Origin of the sequence: Brenneria rubrifaciens (assembly GCF_005484945.1) — a bacterium.
In the GTDB taxonomy this organism is placed as follows: Bacteria; Pseudomonadota; Gammaproteobacteria; order Enterobacterales; family Enterobacteriaceae; genus Brenneria; species Brenneria rubrifaciens.
This window is the reverse complement of the sequence record NZ_CP034035.1, coordinates 2,723,219-2,741,541: the sequence shown is the minus strand read 5'-3', so window position 1 is coordinate 2,741,541 and position 18,323 is coordinate 2,723,219. Positions and strand designations below refer to the sequence as shown.

Genomic DNA, 18,323 nt, shown 5'->3' with positions numbered 1-18,323 from the left:
GCGCCCCTATCCCAGCAACGCGCACTGCGGCGGCAGGCGACACTGGATAGCGGCTGGCAGTACCTCGATAAGAAAACGTTTCGCTTTGATCGGTTCACCGTCCAGATTGAAAGTCATTTCGTCTGGCGCGGTGATTTCCAGCCAGGGCAACGTAGCGGAAATCATGTTCTGGTTTTCGCTGCCGGTGAACCAAGCCTGGAGCATATTGGGCAGCAGTTCCTGCGCGGAAAGCACGCTGAGCTCCAGAAATCCGTCGTTGATCAGCGCCTCCGGGCAAAGCTGCTGCCCCCCGCCCGCCTGACGCCCATTCCCCACGGCAATGACCAGCGTATCGCCAGACCAGCTAAAATCCGGCCCGCGGATTTCGCAGCGTTCGGATTGCAGCATATCCATACGAAACAGCGCATGAAGCACATAAGAGGCGCCGCCTAAAGCCGATTTCATCCTGGTTGGCGTTTCTGCCGTGATCCGTGTGGAGAACCCGCCCGTCGCCATGTTGATGAAATAGTGTTCATCATTCACTTTCGCCATATCTATCGCCGCCGGCCGGCCTTTGATGGCCAGCGTCAGGGCGTGGCGCGGTTCAGCCGGGATTTGGCAACTGGCCGCGAAATCATTGGCGGTTCCCAAAGGAACAATACCCAGACAAGGCCGATGCTTTTCAGACAGTTTGGCAAGCGCTGCTGCCACTTCATTGACGGTGCCATCGCCACCGGCGGCAATCACGTTGTCGGCTTTCAGTTGAATCGCCTCGTTGACATAGCGTTGCGCATCGCCAAATTCCCAGGTTACGCGCACATCAAGATGATAGCCTTCCTGACGAAGCGCCCCTATCGCCTCGCGAAGTTCCTCATTACCAGCGCTTTTTCCGTTCAGTATCAGCAAAGTCATCGGGCGTTTATCCATAGCACTCTCCCTATCAGGGCATTCAGATGAAAGACGGCGGGTTAAAACCTTGATAATCATAGTCAGGAAATACCACCATAGGTATCAGAAGAATCGGTGAATTGAGAACCGCCGTGTACACTTAAGACCATGATATTGCGGTGACAAACGACAAGAGAGCGGGAAAGAAAAAGCCAGCTCAAGGGAGATTGAGCTGGCTAAGGAGGTGGTTCCTAGTAGTGTCACTACGCTTATTTTTCATTCTAGATTTTCTCAGCAGGTTTATACTAACCAAAAGGTTTACCCATTGGTGTGATCTGATTCTAATTTTTGTCTAATACCCTGCTTTTTGTGGCTATATTAGTCACCTTCCACCTTGCTTTGCGGAGGGGGTGGCTGGCCGGACCCAGCGGTGATGCGGGATAGGGCCGCTGGCCTGCCGCCAGATTAACGACGATAATCCGGCGGCGATATCGCACTATTTCGCGTTTGGATTGCGTGTGGTGGTTCCGGGCAAATTACGCAACAGCAGCGCATAATCCAACGCGATGTCATCGGGAACCGGCAAATAGACAGTATGCCCGTTCCCCGGCGCGACGTCCGTCGTCTGGCCTTTGGCATTTTGCATGGCTTCAAGGGTGAACTGAATATTGCCGCCGGGCGTCATCATTTCCACGCTATCGCCGCAGGAGAATTTGTTTTTTACCGCCACTTCCGCCAGACCGTCACGGCGCATGCCGGTAAATTCGCCCACAAACTGCTGGCGTTCGGAGACGGAATAGCCGTAATCGTAATTCTGATAATCCTCATGTACATGGCGGCGCAGGAACCCTTCGGTATAACCCCGGTGGGCCAGGCCCTCCAGCGTTTGCAACAGCGTCGGATCGAAGGGTTTTCCCGCGGCGGCGTCATCAATGGCGCGACGGTACACCTGAGCGGTGCGAGCGCAATAGTAGAAGGATTTGGTTCGGCCTTCAATCTTCAGTGAATGAATCTGCATTTGCGTCAGACGCTCCACATGCTGAATCGCACGCAAATCGCGGGAGTTCATAATGTAGGTGCCGTGCTCGTCTTCAAAGGCGCTCATGTACTCGCCGGGGCGCTGGTTCTCTTCCAGCATAAACACTTTGTCGGTAGGCGCGCCGATACCCAGCGTGGGCTCAACGTTTTTCACCGCGATAGGTTCATGCTGGTGGACGATATTGCCCGCGTCGTCTTCTTTTCCTTCCTGTACGTTATATTCCCAGCGACAGGCGTTGGTGCAGGTGCCCTGATTGGGATCGCGCTTGTTGATATAGCCGGACAGCAGGCAACGGCCGGAATAGGCCATGCACAGGGCGCCGTGGACAAAGATCTCCAGTTCCATTTCCGGCACCTGGCGGCGGATTTCCTCAATCTCTTCCAGCGACAGCTCGCGGGATAAAATCACGCGGCTCAGCCCCATTTGCTGCCAGAATTTCACTGTTGCCCAGTTCACCGCGTTGGCCTGCACGGAAAGGTGAATCGGCATATGCGGGAAGTTTTCCCGTACCAGCATAATCAGGCCCGGATCGGACATGATCAGCGCATCCGGTTCCATGTCGATCACGGGTTGCAGGTCGCGCAGGAAGGTTTTCAGCTTTGCGTTGTGCGGCGCAATGTTAACCACAACATAGAATTTCTTACCCAACTCATGCGCTTCATTAATGGCTTGCGCCAGCGTCTGATGGTTGAATTCGTTGTTACGGACTCGCAGGCTGTAACGGGGTTGACCGGCATAAATCGCATCGGCGCCATAGGCAAAGGCGTAACGCATATTTTTCAACGTACCGGCCGGAGAAAGTAATTCCGGTTTGAACATGGCGGTGTCTCGATTCTGATCACAAGTCAGGCTGCTCCCGGCGGGAGCAGTAAAGGCGGGGATTCTAGCGCTAATAAGCAAAAAATGCAGCAGACGGCCCACAAAAAGCGGGTCTATTGCGTCATCTTATTTACCCAACGCCACGACCGGCTCACCAAGCCGATCCCGGTTGTGCAGACGGTGCAGATCAAGCAACGGACCTTTCGGAACGATGCCGGTAGGGTTCAGCCACAAAATGCCATAATAACCCGCTTTGATGTGATCGAGATTGACGGTTTCTTTTATCCCCGGCCACTGATAAAGGTCGCGCAGGTAGTGGGACAGGTGGGGGTAATCCTCGATATGGCGCAGATTACATTTGAAGGCGCCGTAGTAGGCGACATCAAAGCGAATCAGGGTAACGAACAGGCGCCAGTCCGCTTCGGTCAGCGTATTACCGGCAATATAGCGGCGGACGGCCAGGTGTTTTTCGAGTTCATCCAAGGCGTTGAACAGGGTGGTTACTGATTGATCGTAGCTCTCCTGCGTCTTAGAAAAACCAGTTTTGTACACGCCGTTATTCACATTGTGATAAATCTTTTCGTTCCAGTAGTCGATCTCGTCACGCAGAGCGGCGGGGTAAAAATCCAGACGGTTACCGTTCAGATCGTTAAAGGCGTGGTTCAAAATGCGGATGATTTCTGCGGATTCATTGTTAACAATTCGGCCTTCCTGACGATCCCACAACACGGGAACCGAGACTTTCCCCGTGTAATGCGGTTCGCTGGCGGTATAAAGCTGGTGCAGAAAACGGATCGGCGCAACCTGCTCGCCCACGTCCTGCGGGACGGCGAATTCCCAGCCGTTATCGCCGATGCGCGGTTCCGTTATGGAAAGCGAAATCATGTTTTCCAGCCCTTTCAACTTGTGGAAAATCAAGGTACGCGACGCCCACGGGCAGAGATATGAGACAAAAAGCTGGTAACGCCCGGATTCGGGGACAATCTCGGTTTGCCGAAATCGGGTTTCCTGCCGATGAAAGGCGCCGTTTTTGATTTCTTCGGCCGCGACATCGCCGTTGACCCATTTGCCGTCTACTAAACCTGACATTGTTCTCTCCCTCGATCTACTGTGCGTGAGTCATTATTTTAGACCTGAAAGTCTAACAGCCATGAAGCAAGAGAAAATGCTAAATTTTTAACCCTGTCGGACAGATTTTTTGACCGGACGCGAGTGACCAGGCTGTGGCTAAGGTGCGGATGTTTGATTTTTCCTGGCCAATCCCGGTCGGCAATGGGTTAGACCAGCTCGCAAGGCGCCGCTTCCCAGCGATAGCCCATACCATAGACGGTGCGGATGAACGAGGCTTGCTCATCAAGCAGTTCCAGTTTGCGGCGCAGGTTTTTGATATGGCTGTCAATCGTGCGATCGGTGACGACGCGGTAGTCGTCATAGAGTTTATCCAGCAGTTCTTCACGGGAAAAAACCTTGCCCGGTTCCGTGGATAAGGTTTTTAACAGCCTGAATTCCGCCGGGGTCAGATCGAGATTCTGACCGAGGTAGCTGGCCTGAAATCCGCTTTTATCGATCTGTAACGCGGTTTTTTCCATCGGTTGTCGAGGATGGGTTTGCCAACCGCAGCGGCGCAGTAACGTTCTGACTCTGACCACCACTTCCCGTGGGCTGAACGGTTTGCAAATGTAGTCATCCGCGCCGATTTCCAATCCGAGCAGGCGATCGATCTCCTCGCTGCGGGCGGTCACCATAATGATCGGTACGTTGGAGAACTGACGGATGGTGCGGCAAAGGGTCAGACCGTCGCAGCCCGGCAACATCAGATCCAGCAGAATCAGCGCGGGCGGGGTGTCGCGCACCCAGTCAACGACGTCATTGCCGTTGGTGATCCAATGGGTTTGATAATCCGCAGCCTGAAGATAATCGACCAGTAATTGTCCCAACTTAGGCTCGTCTTCAACGATCAATACAGGTAAAGGATTAGTGAAAGCCGATTCAGTTGTCATCTGTTTTTGATTCTGTGGTGGCGCATTATCCTGATGAATACAAAGGCAGCTCGACAGTTATCATCAGGCCACCCAACGAGGCGTGTTCAGCATACAGTCGTCCGCCATGCGCCTCAACGATATTATTGCAGATGGCCAGCCCCAGCCCGGAGCCGCCGCTGGCGCGGTTACGCGAGCTTTCCGCCCGGTAAAACCGTTCAAAAATCAGCGTAAGCTGTTCATCGGTGACGCCGGGGGCGCTGTCCTGCCAGATGATTAACAACTGTGTCTGACGCAGCGCAACCTGTATGGCGAGCTTTCCGTGTTCATCGGTATAGCGCAGACTGTTCTCAAGCAGATTATTGAACAACTGGCCCAACCGGTCAGGGTCGCCGAAAACCGTTGCCCGCGCAGGCAAATCCATCGTCAGCGCGAGGTGTTTTTTCTGATAGCGTTCGCTAAACGCGGCAATGGCGATATACAGCAGTTGCACAATATCCACGGCGCGCCGGCGATAGGCCAGCGCCCCCAGATCGGAGAGCGACAGTTGATGAAGATCGTCCACCAGCTTGGTTAACGTCGCGACTTCGGCCTGTAGCGAACTCAGCGAACCGGCGTCAGGCAGACGAACGCCATCCTGTAACGCTTCGAGTTCGCCGCGCAGCACCGCCAGCGGCGTTCGCAATTCGTGGGAAACATCGGCCATGAAATCCCGCCGGGACTGTTCATTTTTTTCCAATGCGCTGGCGAGCTGATTGAAATCCTGCGCCAGACGGCCAAGCTCATCATGGGTAGTGGCGCTCACGCGCGCGCTGAAATCGCCGGCAGCCAGACGGTGCATGCCATTCACCAGCCGTTTCACCGGCGCCAGCAGGCCGCGAGAGGTTAACCAGGTGGCAATAACAGCCAGCAGCGTCGACAGCGCCACAATCAGCCAACTGGTTCGCTGCTGCTGTCTGTCAAAATTGATATCGGCGTTGCGGGTCAGCCGCTCGCTGGGGGCGGCGACGACCCAGCCGACCGTTTGATTCCGCACCCTGATCGCTTGCCACTCGCCTTCCCTGGGGAGTGGCGCCTGTGAGCCAAACAGCTTGTTTTTTGCAGCATCAAGCACCCAGAGACGAACGCGCCAGCCCTGTATCCCGAGGTTGGAGTTGTCGCCGGCATTTTGATCCATCGAATGCAGTATTTTAAACACCAGACGTTCGTTATTACGCAGAAACGACCAGTCGCCGTGTTGCTGATACTGCTCGGCCAGGGCGTTGCGTAGCTGAACGACCCGTTGTTCGTTGCCGTGTTTGATGTAGTCGATGAATCCGCGCTCAAAGCTCATGCGCACGCCCCAATGCATGGTGATCAAGACCAGCATGCAGGTGGCGAAAATCGCAAAAAAGAGTTTGGCGGTAATTCCAAATTTCATGGCAACCTCACGATCGGCGGGGAAGTGTCGATTGTTTGACGGTATCCGGCGGTACGCGATTAAAAATCAAGGCCGGCAGCGCGATGATGACCATCATGCTCAGGTAGGTAGAGAGGAACACGGTGTGTGTTTCTGAGGCGCCCATGTTGGTATGCTGCTGTGAAAACATCCCCAACAGGAGCCCGGCCACGCTGACGCCCAAACTGGATGAGAGCTGGATGGTCATGGAGAGCAGGCTGTTGCCGCCGCTGGCGAGGGTATCGGGCAAATCTTTCAGCGTCAGGGTATTCAGGCATGAAAAGCGAATTGAATTCATAATGCCGAGGAAGAACAGCACCACAGGCAGCAGCCACATCCACGCCATTAACGCCGCCAGTGCAAAAAGCAACGTCACCAGCGCCAGCAGCAAGGTTGACGCCACCAGCACGCGGCGATAGCCAAACCGGTTCACAATCTGCACCACGACGCGTTTGATCCCCATGCTGCCCAGCACCATGGGGATCATCATCAGCCCGGCATTGAACGGTGAAAACCCCATCCCGACTTGCAGGAATAACGGGGTGGTAAACGGCAGCATGCCGCTGCCGATGCGGGCCAGCAGCCCGCCGGTCAAGCCGATGGAAAAGGTCTGCGTATTAAACAGCCGCAGGCTGAACAGCGCCCGGCTGTTGTTGCGGGCGTGCAGCCAATAGCTCAGCAGGGAAATCAGGCCGACCGCGATCAACGCGACGATAACAATGGGCGGAATGCCGAGGCTGTTGTGCCCGTCCAGCGCCAGCGTCAGCGTTGCCATTCCCGCCGCGAGCCACAGGAAACCGCGCATATCAAAACGCTGGGTTTGCATCCTGTAGTTCGGCATCAGGAACCAAGTGACCAGCGCGCCGACAATGCCCACCGGCAGATTGATAAGGAAAATCCAGTGCCAACTGGCGTATTCCACCAGAAAGCCGCCGAGAGCCGGACCCATCAACGGACCAATCTGACCGGGGAGGGTGACGAAGGTCATGGCGGCCATATACTGGTCGCGCGGCACAATCTTCATCACGGTCAGGCGTCCCACCGGCACCATCATCGCCCCGCCGACGCCTTGAATCACGCGGGAGATCAGCAGTTCGTTCAGGGTTCCCGCCCGGGCGCACAGCAGCGAGCCCAGCGTAAAGAGCAGGATAGCGGAGAAGAAGATATTTTTAACCCCGATCCGGTCGGCCAGCCAGCCGCTGGCCGGCAGCATGATGGCGACGGTCAGCACATAGGAGACGATCACCGAGTGCATACGCAGCGGGTTTTCATTCAGGCTGGCGGCCATCGACGGCAAGGCGGTGTTCACGATGGTGGTATCCAGCGCTTGCATAAAAAAGCCGAAGGCGACGATCCAGAGTTGCCAGCGAACGGAGGCGGGTTGAGTGACCATTTTTCAGGATTCCTCTGGTGACTGAATTGAAAAATCCCTGAGCTTGTCGAAAAACAAGTACACCACCGGTGTGGTGTAGAGCGTGAGTAGCTGGCTTACCACCAGCCCGCCGACAATGGTAATCCCCAACGGCTGGCGCAGCTCGGCGCCGTCGCCGCTGGCGAGCATCAACGGTAAGGCGCCGAACAGCGCGGCCAGCGTGGTCATCACAATCGGGCGGAATCGCAGCAGGCTGGCCTGAAAAATGGCGTCTTTGGCGCTAAGTCCGCCGGCACGCTGCGCCGCCAATGCAAAATCCACCATCATAATGGCGTTCTTTTTAACAATGCCTATCAGCAACATAATCCCAATCAGCGCGATCAGACTGAATGGCGCGCCAAACCACTCCAGCGCCAGCAACGCGCCCACGCCTGCGGAAGGCAGGGTGGAAAGAATGGTTAACGGATGCACATAACTTTCGTACAGCATACCGAGCACAATATAGACTGTAACGATCGCCGCGAGAATCAGCATCAACTGAGAGGATTGCGACTGCTGGAAGAGTTGTGCCGTACCGGAGAATTGACCACGTACCGTAGAGGGTACGCTCAGCGCAGTCATCGCCCGCCCGATCGCGGCGGTGGCCGCCGAGAGCGTTGACCCTTCCGGCAAGTTAAAGGCGATCGTCGACGCCGCGGACAGACCTTCATGGTTGACGGACAGCGGCGCATTCGTCGGCTGCCAGCGAGCGAAGTATGCGAGCGGGATCGGTTTTCCGTCATTGTTGATGACGAACATGTTATCCAGCGTGCTCACATCCTGCGTATAGGCGGAATCCGCCTCCATCACCACCTTATATTGGTTGAGCGGCTGGTAGATCGTGGAGATCTGCCGCTGGCCGAACGCGTTGTTCAATAATGCATTCACGCTGGAGACGCTGATCCCCAGTTTCGCCATCGCATCGCGATTGTAGGTCAGCGCCATTTCCGACCCTTTGTTTTGCCGATCGGAGTTCACATCGGCCAGTTCGGGCAGTTTGCTCAGGGCATCACGGATTTTCGGCTCCCAGGTGCGCAGATCGCCAAGATCGTCAGACAACAGGCTGAACTGGTAGCCGGCGTTCGCTTCGCGCCCGCCGGTGCGGATATCCTGCACCGACATTAAAAACAGGTTGGCGCCCGGTTCCTGCGACAGTTTGCTTCTCAGGCGGCTGATGACCTGCTGGGCGCTGACATGACGTTCGGATAGCGGCTTGAGGGAAATAAACATCGAACCGCTGTTGGTGCGCGATCCGCCGGTAAAGCCGGTCACGTTATCCACGGCGGGATCGTTGTGAACGATAGTCATAAAGTCCTGGAGTTTCCCCTTCATCGCCTGAAAGGAAATGCTTTGGTCCGCCTGAATGAACCCCATAAGCCTGCCGGTATCCTGCTCAGGGAAGAAGGTCTTCGGAATGCTGATATACAGCCAGACATTCAGCGCCACCGTTCCCAATAGCAGCACCAATACCCAGCGGGCATGGTTGAGCGCCCACTTGAGCGAACGCCCATACTGCTGCTGCACGGCCATGATGACACGGCTGAAACCGCGGCGGCGCGGTTGGCTGCGTTTGGGCGCGGCGCGGAGCAACCGGGCGCACATCATCGGGGTCAGCGTGAGCGAAATCAGCAGGGAAATCATGATCGCCACCGACAGCGTGACGGCGAACTCCCGGAATAGCCGGCCTTCCAGACCCTCCATCAACAACAGCGGAATGAAAACGGCGACCAGCGAAAGACTCATCGACAGTACGGTGAAGCCCACTTCGCGGACCCCTTGCAATGAGGCTTGCAGCGGCTTCATGCCCGCCTCAATGTGGCGGGCAATATTTTCCAGTACCACAATGGCGTCATCCACCACAAAACCGGTGGCGATGGTGAGCGCCATCAACGTCAGGTTATTCAGACTGAACCCGCACAAATACATGGCGGCAAAAGTCCCGATCAGGGAAACCGGCACCGCGATCGCGGGAATGAGCGTGGCGCGGCCGGAGCGCAGAAACAGGAACACCACCAGAATGACCAGCGCGACAGCAATCACCAGCGCTTGCTCCACCTCGGCCAGCGAAGCGCGGATGGTGGGTGAGCGATCCTGTGCGACATCAAGTTGAATCGATGCCGGCAGGCTGGCGCGCAGTTCAGGCAAGGCGGCGCGGATAGTATCCACGGTCTTGATGATATTGGCGTCGGACGTGCGGCGGATAACCACCAGAATGGCGGGTTTGGCATTAACCATCCCGGCGTTACGCACGTCCTGCACTGAATCTTCAACGGTTGCCACGTCGCTCAGTCGTACCGCCGCCCCGTTGCCGTAGTGGATGATCAGCGGCTTGTAGGCATCAGCGGTCTTCAATTCATCGTTGGTCTGTATCTGCCAGTTCTGCTGGTGGTTTTCAATATTGCCCAGCGGCTGGCGCACATTCGCCTGACTGATGGCCTGCCGCACGTCATCCAGCGAAATACCCTGATTAAACAGCGCGCTCGGATTGAGCGCGACACGTACGGCGGGCAGCGAACTGCCGCCAATCGAGACATCGCCCACGCCTTCCATCTGGGAAATTTTCTGCGCCAGCCGGGTCGAGGCAAAATCATAGAGCCGTCCCTGATCGTAGGTTTCCGAGGTCAGCGTCAGGATCATAATGGGCGCATCGGAAGGGTTCACCTTCCGGTAAGTCGGGCGGCTCGCCATGCCGGACGGCAACAGATTCTGAGCGGCATTGATCGCGGCCTGCACATCACGGGCGGCCCCGTTGATATCCCTGTCGAGGTTGAACACCAGGATAATGCGGGTACTGCCGAGCATACTGCTGGAGGTCATTTCGCTGATGCCGGCAATCCGGCCCAGCGAACGCTCCAGGGGCGTGGCGACCGAGGAGGCCATGGTTTCCGGCGAGGCGCCCGGCAGCGAAGCGCTGACCGAGATAACCGGAAAATCCACCTGCGGCAGCGGGGAAACCGGCAGCAGGCGAAATCCGATGACGCCGCAAATGGCGATCGCCAATGTCAGCAGCGTGGTGGCAACGGGCCGATGAATAAACAGGGCCAGGAATTTCACTCGGTTTCTTCCCCCTGACGCGGCACGCGGCGGAAATGTTGCGACAGGCTGTCAAACAGCAGATAAATCACCGGCGTGGTGAACAGGGTCAGAATCTGGCTCATCACCAGACCGCCAACCATACAGATCCCTAGCGGCTGGCGTAACTCCGCGCCCACGCCGGTGCTCAGCATCAGCGGCAGGGCGCTGAGCAAGGCCGCCAGCGTGGTCATCAGGATCGGTCGAAAACGCAGCAGACAAGCCTGATAGATGGCGTCATAGGGTTTCATCCCCTGTTCCCGCTCGGCGGCCAGCGCGAAGTCGATCATCATGATGGCGTTCTTCTTCACGATGCCGATCAATAAAATGATGCCGATAATGGCAATCACATCCAGTTCGCTGCCTGCCACCATCAGCGCCAGCAAAGCGCCGACCCCGGCGGTGGGCAAGGTTGAGAGAATGGTCACCGGGTGGATGAAGCTTTCATACAGCACGCCAAGCACAATATACATGGCGACCACGGCCGCCGCGATCAACCAGACCGTGCTGCCCAGCGCCGACTGAAACGCCAGCGTACTGCCCTGAAAACGGGTGGTGATATCCGCGGGCAGATCCATTAACTGCTCTGCCTGCGTGATGGCGTCCACGGCCTCTCCCAGCGAGTAGTCGGGGTTGACGTTAAAGGAGATCGTGCTGGCGGGAAATTGATCGATGCGGTTGATCGCCAGCGCGCCCTGACGCGCCTCTATGGTCGCGATACTGCTGAGCGGAATGGCGGCGCCGTCGCTGCTGATTAACCGCACGTCGTTCAGCGCGTCCAGTGCGTTGTGGTTGGTGGCGGCGTTATTGTCCGTATTGTGTTCCAGCACCACGCGATACTGGCTGGCCTGGGTATAAATCGTGGAAATCAGGCGCTGACCGAAAGCGTTGTACAGGGCGTTGTCAACCTGCGACATGGTAATCCCCAGGCGGCTGGCGCTGTCGCGGTTGACGTTGACAAAGGCGACCGGCGCCCGATCCTGCCAGTCGCTGCTGACGTCTTGCAACTGCGGCAGTTTTTGCAGTTCCGCCATAAGCTTGGGCACCCACAGGCTTAGCGCGTCCAGCGACAGGGTCTGCAACGTAAACTGATATTGCGTGCGGCTGATCTGCGTATCGATGGTCAGATCCTGAACCGGTTGCAAATAAAGCCGAATGCCGGGGATCTGGGCGGTCTGCTGTTGCAGCCGGGCAATGATGTCGGGAATGCGTTCGCTGCGCGCGTTGAGCGGTCGCAGGTTGATCTGTAGACGGCCGCTGTTGAGCGTCGCATTGGTGCCGTCGACGCCCACGAAGGAGGAGACGCTCTGCACCGCCGGATCTTTCATGATGATCGAGGTCACCTGCTGCTGGCGGTCGGCCATATTACGAAACGAGACCGACTGCGGCGCCTGCACCGTTCCCTGAATAATACTGTTGTCCTGTACCGGAAAAAATCCTTTGGGTATCCACAGGTAGAGCAGGATGGTCATCAGCAAGGTGGCTAACGCGACGCCCAGCGTCAGCCACGGGTGATTCAGCACGATACGCAGATAACGGCCGTAAGCCTCCACCAGCCGGGTGAAGAATCGCTCGCTGGCGCGGGTAAAACGGTTCTGCTTGTGCGGTGACTGAGGGCTGAGCATACGCGCGCACATCATGGGGGTGAGCGTGAGCGAGACAAACGCTGAAATCAGAATGGCGACGGCCAGTGTAATGGCGAATTCACTGAACAGACGACCAATAATGTCACCCATAAACAGCAGCGGGATCAGCACGGCTATCAGCGAAAATGTCAGCGAGATGATGGTAAAACCGATTTCCCCGGCCCCTTTCAACGCCGCATTGAGCGGTTTTTCCCCTTTTTCGATGTAGCGGGAGATGTTTTCAATGACCACGATCGCATCATCCACCACAAAGCCGGTGGCAATGGTGAGCGCCATTAGCGTCAGGTTGTTGATGGAAAAACCGAGAAAATAGAGGGCGGCGAAGGTGCCCATCAGCGACAGCGGCACCACGATGCTTGGGATCAGCGTGGCGACGGCGTTACGCAAAAACAGATAAATCACCATCACGACCAGCGCGATTGCCAGCAGCAGCTCGAACTGTACGTCTTTGACTGACGCCCGGATGTTGGTGGTGCGATCGGTCAGCGTGACGACATCAACCGATTTCGGCAGGCTGGCGATCAATCCCGGCAACATGTTGCGGATACTGTCGGCGGTGGTGATGACGTTGGCGCCCGGTTGTCGCTGAATGTTGATAATGATGGCCTGCTGGCGGTTGGCCCAGGCAGCCAGATGGGTGTTTTCCGCAGCCTGCTCAATGATGGCGACGTCACGCAGGCGTACCGGCGCATCGTTACGCCAGGCGACGATAAGTTGCCGATAGTCCTCGACGGATTTCATCTGATCGTTGGCGGACAGCGTGACGGAGCGCGTCGGGCCGTCGAGACTGCCTTTCGCGGAATTGACGTTGGCGGCGGCGATGGCGGTGCGAATCGTTTCGCTGGTGAGCCCATAAGCCGCCAGCGCGGGCGCGTTCAGTTTCACCCGGACGGCGGGACGTTGCCCGCCCGCCAGCGAAACCAGACCGACGCCGGACACCTGCGAAATTTTCTGCGCGATGCGATTATCGACCATATCCTGCACCTGCGTCATCGGCATGGCGCTGGAGGTGACCGCCAGCGTCATGATCGGCGGATCGGCCGGATTCACCTTGCTGTAGGTTGGCGGATAGGGCAGGTCGGTGGGCAGCAGGTTGGTTGCCGCATTAATGGCGGCCTGAACATCTTGCTCCGCGATATCCAGCGACAGTTCCAACTGGAATTGCAGGGTGATGACCGACGCCCCACCTGAACTCTGGGTCAACATCTGTTTCAGCCCGGACATCTGACCGAACTGACGTTCCAAGGGCGCGGTAATCGCCGAGGTAATCACCTCGGGGCTGGCGCCGGGATAAAGTGTGACTACCTGAATCGTCGGGTAATCGACTTCCGGCAAGGCCGAAACGGGCAGTGCGCGGTAGCCGATGATCCCCGCCAGCAGGATGGCGACCATAAGCAGCGTGGTGGCGACCGGACGCAGTATAAAAAGCCGTGATGGGCCGCCGCCACTGGCTGGCGCGTTAGCTGGCATCAGGATTTCTCCCCGGTGAGAACCGGTGTTTTCTCTGTTTGGGCCGAGGGCAGCACCTCGACTTTCGCCCCGTCCGTCAGGCGGTCAATGCCATCGGTCACCACCTGCACGTTGGCATCCAGACCTGCGGTAATCACGATTTGCTGACCGTATTGAATGCTGGTCGTCACCAGCCGTTTGCTGACTTCCCGCTTATCGTTGAGTATCCAGACGAAACGTCCTTCGTTCCCCATTTGCACGGCGGCAGTCGGGGCGATCACGGCGTTTTGCAGCGTATCCACCTTCATGCGGATATTAACGAACTGATTAGGAAACAGCGCATCGTCCAGATTTTCAAAGCGTGCTTTGAGCTTGATGGTGCCGGTGGTGGTATCGATCTGGTTGTCCATGCTAAGCAGGCTGCCCTGCGACAGCTTTTCCTGATTGGCGCGGTCCCAGGCTTCGACGATCGGCGGTTGCTCTGATTTCTGCGCGTTCAGAATGGTGGCAATCTCGCCTTCCGGCACGGTGAACACCACATCGATAGGGTGGGTTTGCGTGATCACGACAAGCCCGTTGGTATCGCTGCTGGTAATGTAATTGCCTGCGTCAACCTGCTTTAGCCCGACCCGGCCGCTGATTGGCGCGGTAATCTTGCTGTAGGCCAACTGGAGTTCCGCACTGGCAACCGCGCCTTCATCCGCTTTAAGCGCCCCTTCCGCCTGGCGCACCTGCGCGGTCTGCGCATCCAGCTCCTGGCGGGAGATGAGGTTGGTTTTTACCAGTTGCTGATAGCGGGATAGATCCTGACGGGCGTTTGCCAGCGCCGCCTGATCTTTCGCCAATTGTCCCTGTGCCTGAGTCAGTTCAACCTGAAAAGGACGCGGATCGATCTCGGCCAGTAAGTCCCCCGCCTTTACCTGCTGACCTTCCTGAAAGTGCAGGGCCATCAGTTCACCGTTCACCCGGCTGCGGAGGGTCACCGTGTTGGCGGCGGTCACCGTGCCGAGGCCGGAAAGGTAGTAGGGAACTGAGGCCGATTGCGTCAGCGCGACCTGTACGGGCGGCAATGTCTGCATGGCCGCAGGTCGGCTGCCGCTATTTTTCGTGGTCTGGGGTTGATTGACGTGACGCCACAGCAGGGCCGCAATAATGATGGCGGCAATGGGTATTAACAGACGTGAGAGGCGTTTGGCATTCATAATAGTGGACTAATTTCTCCAGATTGCGCCGAGAATGGCTCAGGTTCCATAAATAGCAAGACGCTATATAAAACCACTGATCATACTAGTTTAAACAGTACATACCGGATAAAAATGAAGGAAATATGGAAGATGTGTCAGGGTTTGTAGGCCGCGCGCTGGCCGCAACCTGACGCGGTTCCGCCCTCCTACCGCGATGCACCAAAGGAGTGGCGCGCAGCCCGCTTAGGATGCATTACGCCGAGAAAAATGAACCTTTATGCAACGTTATGGATTGACCTGGCTAACCTGCATCCCGCTTAAAAATAGTCTATAGACATATTTCTTCTGATTTTCTGCCAGCGCACTATGGTGGTGTAAAACGGTTTTTTTATACTTAATATCAATGATATTAATGAATTTATCTTCATTTCCTGAATAATTTTCGCATCAGTTGAGTCTGGCAATAAAATGTGTACGCCGCCAGAAAAACAAGATGGCATAAAATGTGCTTAAAATTTAAAAGTTACCTAATATGCAACTTGAGAATCAGCGATGTCCTCTGTACTTCCTGTGAGCGAATTTGAGAAAGATCAGCATACCCCTGCCGGCGCTGACTTCAATGTCGGCATACGTCTGCGAGCGATTCGCAAAGCGAAAGGTATGCGTATTGAGGATGTCGCTGAGCAAGTTGGCGTCAGTAAATCTTTTATCAGCCGCCTTGAGCGTAACGTGGCTCAAGCCTCCATCGCCACGTTGTTGCGTGTCTGCGAGGTGGTGGGCATTACGCCGTCAAAACTGTTTGATCCCCCTTCGACAAATTTTGTGCCTGCCGGTCAGGGAACCCCGATCAGTCTCGGTGGCGAAAAGATGCGGGAATATTTAATCAGCGGCGCCGGCAATGAAGAAATGATGGTGTTGTTGTCTGAAATTGATCCTCTCGGGGGGTCTGGAGCGGAGCCTTATACCCTGAAAGCGGCGGCGGATATGGTGCATGTTCTCAGCGGCAGCCTTGAGATCGTGGTTGAAGAACAGCGGTATTTATTGGCGAAGGGCGACACGCTGACGTTCAATCCTTCCTTGCCCCATGTCTGGCATAACAACTCCACCACGGAAATCTGTACCGCTATCTGGGTCATCGTGCCGCCCCCGAGGGGAAATTAAGCCCGGCGGCAAAGGCCGAGGCAACGGCGAACCCGTGATTATCAAATCTGTGCTTGTCTTGATCTGATGTTTTAAAACCCACCACACCAGAGGATGTAATGATGAAAATATCAAAAATACTGTTGGCAATCGCGGCCCTGGGGCTTGCTGGCTCGGTTTTTGCGGCTGATGGGAAAGTGACTATCGCTACCGATGCGACATTCCCGCCGTTTGAGTCGGTGGACGCGTCAGGCAAGCTTGTCGGCTACGATATCGATCTGGCCGAAGCAATATGCCAAGCCGCCGAGCTTGAGTGCAATATTATCAACGCGCCCTGGGATGGCATGATCCCCGGCCTGATTAACCGCAAATACGATGCGTTGATCTCTCAACTGACGGTGACCGAGGCCCGCCGCAGGGTGATGGCGTTCAGCGATATTTATCAGCATCCGGTATTTCGTTTTGTGGCGCGTAAAGGCGCTATCACCGATACCAGCCCTGAAGGACTGAAGGGGAAAGTGATTGCGGTGCAGACCGGTACGCCGATGGATGCCTACGTATCAAAAAACTACCGGCAGAGCATTATCAAACGCTATGACGGCGGCAGCGCTCCCTATCTTGAGCTTACCGCAGGCCGTGCCGACGTGCACATGAGCTACGAAGCACAGATTGTCAGTAGCTTTCTGGAAAAGGAAAACGGCAAAAACTATGCGTTGGTCGGCCCGCGTCTGACCGGAAAAGATGCGCCTGAATTCGGTGAGGGAGTGGCGATCGCCATTAATAAAAACAACACGGCGTTGCTGAATAAAATCAATCAGGGGTTAGCCAAGGTGCGGGCCGACGGCCAGTTGGATGCGCTGAACAAGAAATACTTTCCTGCTGAGTGACCGATATGTCAAGCGACTACTTCTTCATGGTTCTGGATGCAGGCTGGGTAACAATCCAACTGGCATTGTTAGCCCTGCTGTTGGCGGTGGTTCTCGGCCTGCTGTGCGCATTGGGTAAACAGTCCGGCAATCGCTGGCTGAATTATATGATTGCGCCCTATACCTTGCTGGCCAGGGGAATTCCGGATCTGGTGTTGATGTTGCTGGTATTTTATAGCCTGCCCGCATTGCTTAATAACATAATAGGGCAGCTTGGCGGTGGTCATCATCTTGAGTTCAGCCCGTTTATGGCGGGCTTTATCACTCTCGGCCTTATTTTTGGCGCCTATATGACGGAAACATTCCGCTACGCGCTGATGAATATTCCCTATGGTGAAATTGAAGCCGCCCATGCCTTCGGTTTTAGCCCATTCAAAACGTTTTGCAGAATTATCCTGCCGCAAATGATCCGCCTGGCGCTGCCCGGTTTTACCAATAATTGGCTGGTATTGGTGAAAGCCACCGCTCTGGCTTCCCTGCTCGGGCTGGAAGATATTATGTTCCGCGCCAAAGGCGCGGCGGAGTCGACCGGCCAGCCGTTTACCTTTTATTTGCTGGCCGGCGGTTTTTACCTGGCGATTACGCTGCTGTCGGTGTTAATGCTGACGTGGCTGGGGCAACGTTACGCGTTGGTTGTCCGGGAGGCGGGACAATGAACTGGGGCGTGATTGCCGAGAATTTCGCGCTGTATGCCCATGGCGCCGGGCTCACGCTGCTGCTGACTTTTTTATCGCTGGGCGTCGGTTTCTTCCTCTCACTGGCCCTGGCGCTGGCTCGTAACGGCGCTCCCAAAGCGATCCGTGGCGTGATTGCGCTGTATACCCTGATATTTCGCGGTACGCCGTTACTGATCCAGTTATTCCTGATTTACTACGGGCTGGCCCAGTTTGATCTACTGCGCGCCAGCGTACTGTGGCCCTGGCTATCCAGCCCGTTGGTCTGCGTATTGCTGGCGTTTGTGCTCAACACCACGGCTTATACCACGGAAATTTTTGCTGGCGGCCTGCGCCATTTGCCCGCCGGTGAAATCGAAGCGGCCAAAGCCTTTGGTATGTCGTCTCCTGTGGTGGTGAGACGCATTTTATTACCGGCGATGCTGACGCGTTCGCTTTCGTTATACGGCAATGAAACCATCATGATGCTGCATGCCACCTCGCTGGCAAGCACCGTCACGCTGATGGAAATCACCGGAGTGGCGCGCAATATCAGCCTGAATTATTACATTCAGTTTGAGCCCTATGTCGCCGCTGGCGTGATTTATCTGATTCTGACCTTGCTGCTGGTTGCCGTGTTCCGCTATGCCGAGAAACGTTATGCCGGCTATCTGAAGTCACCACGCGGCTAATACTTTTT

13 protein-coding genes are annotated in these 18,323 nt (G+C 56.1%); 4 read left to right on the top strand and 9 right to left on the bottom strand.

Features of this window, described 5'->3' with window-relative positions:
- Nucleotides 1-6: 6 nt before the first annotated feature.
- From yegS to EH207_RS12430, 9 genes are all read right to left on the bottom strand, one after another.
- A complete protein-coding gene (gene yegS, locus EH207_RS12470; protein ID WP_137714279.1) occupies nt 7-906 on the bottom strand; it encodes a lipid kinase YegS in 900 nt (299 codons plus the stop codon).
- Between the two features lie 457 nt (nt 907-1,363).
- The gene (trhP, locus tag EH207_RS12465; protein ID WP_137714278.1) at nt 1,364-2,725 is read right to left on the bottom strand and encodes a prephenate-dependent tRNA uridine(34) hydroxylase TrhP; all 1,362 of its coding nucleotides are present in this window, start codon (nt 2,723-2,725) and stop codon (nt 1,364-1,366) included.
- A 126-nt stretch (nt 2,726-2,851) separates the two neighbouring features.
- Nucleotides 2,852-3,814: a glutathione S-transferase family protein gene (locus tag EH207_RS12460; protein ID WP_137714277.1), complete on the bottom strand. Its 963-nt coding sequence runs from the start codon at nt 3,812-3,814 to the stop codon at nt 2,852-2,854.
- A gap of 188 nt (nt 3,815-4,002) precedes the next feature.
- Entirely contained in the window at nt 4,003-4,725 is a 723-nt protein-coding gene (baeR, locus tag EH207_RS12455) for an envelope stress response regulator BaeR (protein ID WP_137714276.1), read from the bottom strand.
- 25 nt (nt 4,726-4,750) lie between these two features.
- A complete protein-coding gene (gene baeS, locus EH207_RS12450) occupies nt 4,751-6,124 on the bottom strand; it encodes an envelope stress sensor histidine kinase BaeS (protein ID WP_137714275.1) in 1,374 nt (457 codons plus the stop codon).
- Nucleotides 6,125-6,131: 7 nt separating this feature from the next.
- Nucleotides 6,132-7,535, bottom strand: a complete 1,404-nt coding sequence (gene mdtD / locus EH207_RS12445; protein WP_137714274.1) for a multidrug transporter subunit MdtD — start codon at nt 7,533-7,535, stop codon at nt 6,132-6,134.
- Between the two features lie 3 nt (nt 7,536-7,538).
- Nucleotides 7,539-10,607 (bottom strand): multidrug efflux RND transporter permease subunit MdtC, encoded by a 3,069-nt coding sequence (mdtC, locus tag EH207_RS12440; RefSeq protein ID WP_137714273.1) that lies wholly within the window; start codon nt 10,605-10,607, stop codon nt 7,539-7,541.
- Nucleotides 10,604-13,741: an MdtB/MuxB family multidrug efflux RND transporter permease subunit gene (locus EH207_RS12435; protein ID WP_137714272.1), complete on the bottom strand. Its 3,138-nt coding sequence runs from the start codon at nt 13,739-13,741 to the stop codon at nt 10,604-10,606. Before EH207_RS12435 ends, mdtC begins: the two co-directional genes overlap by 4 nt.
- Nucleotides 13,741-14,922, bottom strand: coding sequence for an MdtA/MuxA family multidrug efflux RND transporter periplasmic adaptor subunit (locus tag EH207_RS12430; protein ID WP_137714271.1), 1,182 nt, complete (start codon nt 14,920-14,922; stop codon nt 13,741-13,743). The genes EH207_RS12435 and EH207_RS12430 overlap by 1 nt, the downstream gene beginning before the upstream one ends.
- Nucleotides 14,923-15,456: 534 nt before the next feature.
- Between EH207_RS12430 and EH207_RS12425 the strand changes: the two genes are divergently transcribed.
- The 4 genes from EH207_RS12425 to EH207_RS12410 all read left to right on the top strand — a co-directional run bounded on the left by EH207_RS12425 (nt 15,457) and on the right by EH207_RS12410 (nt 18,315).
- The gene (locus EH207_RS12425) at nt 15,457-16,065 is read left to right on the top strand and encodes a helix-turn-helix domain-containing protein (protein WP_137714270.1); all 609 of its coding nucleotides are present in this window, start codon (nt 15,457-15,459) and stop codon (nt 16,063-16,065) included.
- A 98-nt stretch (nt 16,066-16,163) separates the two neighbouring features.
- On the top strand, nt 16,164-16,931 hold the full coding sequence (locus tag EH207_RS12420; RefSeq protein ID WP_137714269.1) for a transporter substrate-binding domain-containing protein: 768 nt from the start codon (nt 16,164-16,166) through the stop codon (nt 16,929-16,931).
- Nucleotides 16,932-16,936: 5 nt separating this feature from the next.
- Complete coding sequence (locus EH207_RS12415; RefSeq protein WP_137714268.1) at nt 16,937-17,626, top strand: ABC transporter permease; 690 nt, start codon at nt 16,937-16,939, stop codon at nt 17,624-17,626.
- On the top strand, nt 17,623-18,315 hold the full coding sequence (locus EH207_RS12410; protein WP_137714267.1) for an ABC transporter permease: 693 nt from the start codon (nt 17,623-17,625) through the stop codon (nt 18,313-18,315). The genes EH207_RS12415 and EH207_RS12410 overlap by 4 nt, the downstream gene beginning before the upstream one ends.
- Nucleotides 18,316-18,323 lie beyond the last annotated feature (8 nt).

Excerpts from the sequence above, each read along its gene's own strand:
- EH207_RS12425 (WP_137714270.1), top strand. The coding sequence starts at position 15,457 with ATGTCCTCTGTACTTCCTGTGAGCGAATTTGAGAAAGATCAGCATACC.
- EH207_RS12460 (WP_137714277.1), bottom strand. The coding sequence starts at position 3,814 with ATGTCAGGTTTAGTAGACGGCAAATGGGTCAACGGCGATGTCGCGGCC.
- baeS (WP_137714275.1), bottom strand. The coding sequence starts at position 6,124 with ATGAAATTTGGAATTACCGCCAAACTCTTTTTTGCGATTTTCGCCACC.
- yegS (WP_137714279.1), bottom strand. The coding sequence starts at position 906 with ATGGATAAACGCCCGATGACTTTGCTGATACTGAACGGAAAAAGCGCT.
- mdtD (WP_137714274.1), bottom strand. The coding sequence starts at position 7,535 with ATGGTCACTCAACCCGCCTCCGTTCGCTGGCAACTCTGGATCGTCGCC.
- EH207_RS12420 (WP_137714269.1), top strand. The coding sequence starts at position 16,164 with ATGATGAAAATATCAAAAATACTGTTGGCAATCGCGGCCCTGGGGCTT.
- EH207_RS12410 (WP_137714267.1), top strand. The coding sequence starts at position 17,623 with ATGAACTGGGGCGTGATTGCCGAGAATTTCGCGCTGTATGCCCATGGC.
- EH207_RS12435 (WP_137714272.1), bottom strand. The coding sequence starts at position 13,741 with ATGCCAGCTAACGCGCCAGCCAGTGGCGGCGGCCCATCACGGCTTTTT.
- trhP (WP_137714278.1), bottom strand. The coding sequence starts at position 2,725 with ATGTTCAAACCGGAATTACTTTCTCCGGCCGGTACGTTGAAAAATATG.
- baeR (WP_137714276.1), bottom strand. The coding sequence starts at position 4,725 with ATGACAACTGAATCGGCTTTCACTAATCCTTTACCTGTATTGATCGTT.
- EH207_RS12430 (WP_137714271.1), bottom strand. The coding sequence starts at position 14,922 with ATGAATGCCAAACGCCTCTCACGTCTGTTAATACCCATTGCCGCCATC.
- EH207_RS12415 (WP_137714268.1), top strand. The coding sequence starts at position 16,937 with ATGTCAAGCGACTACTTCTTCATGGTTCTGGATGCAGGCTGGGTAACA.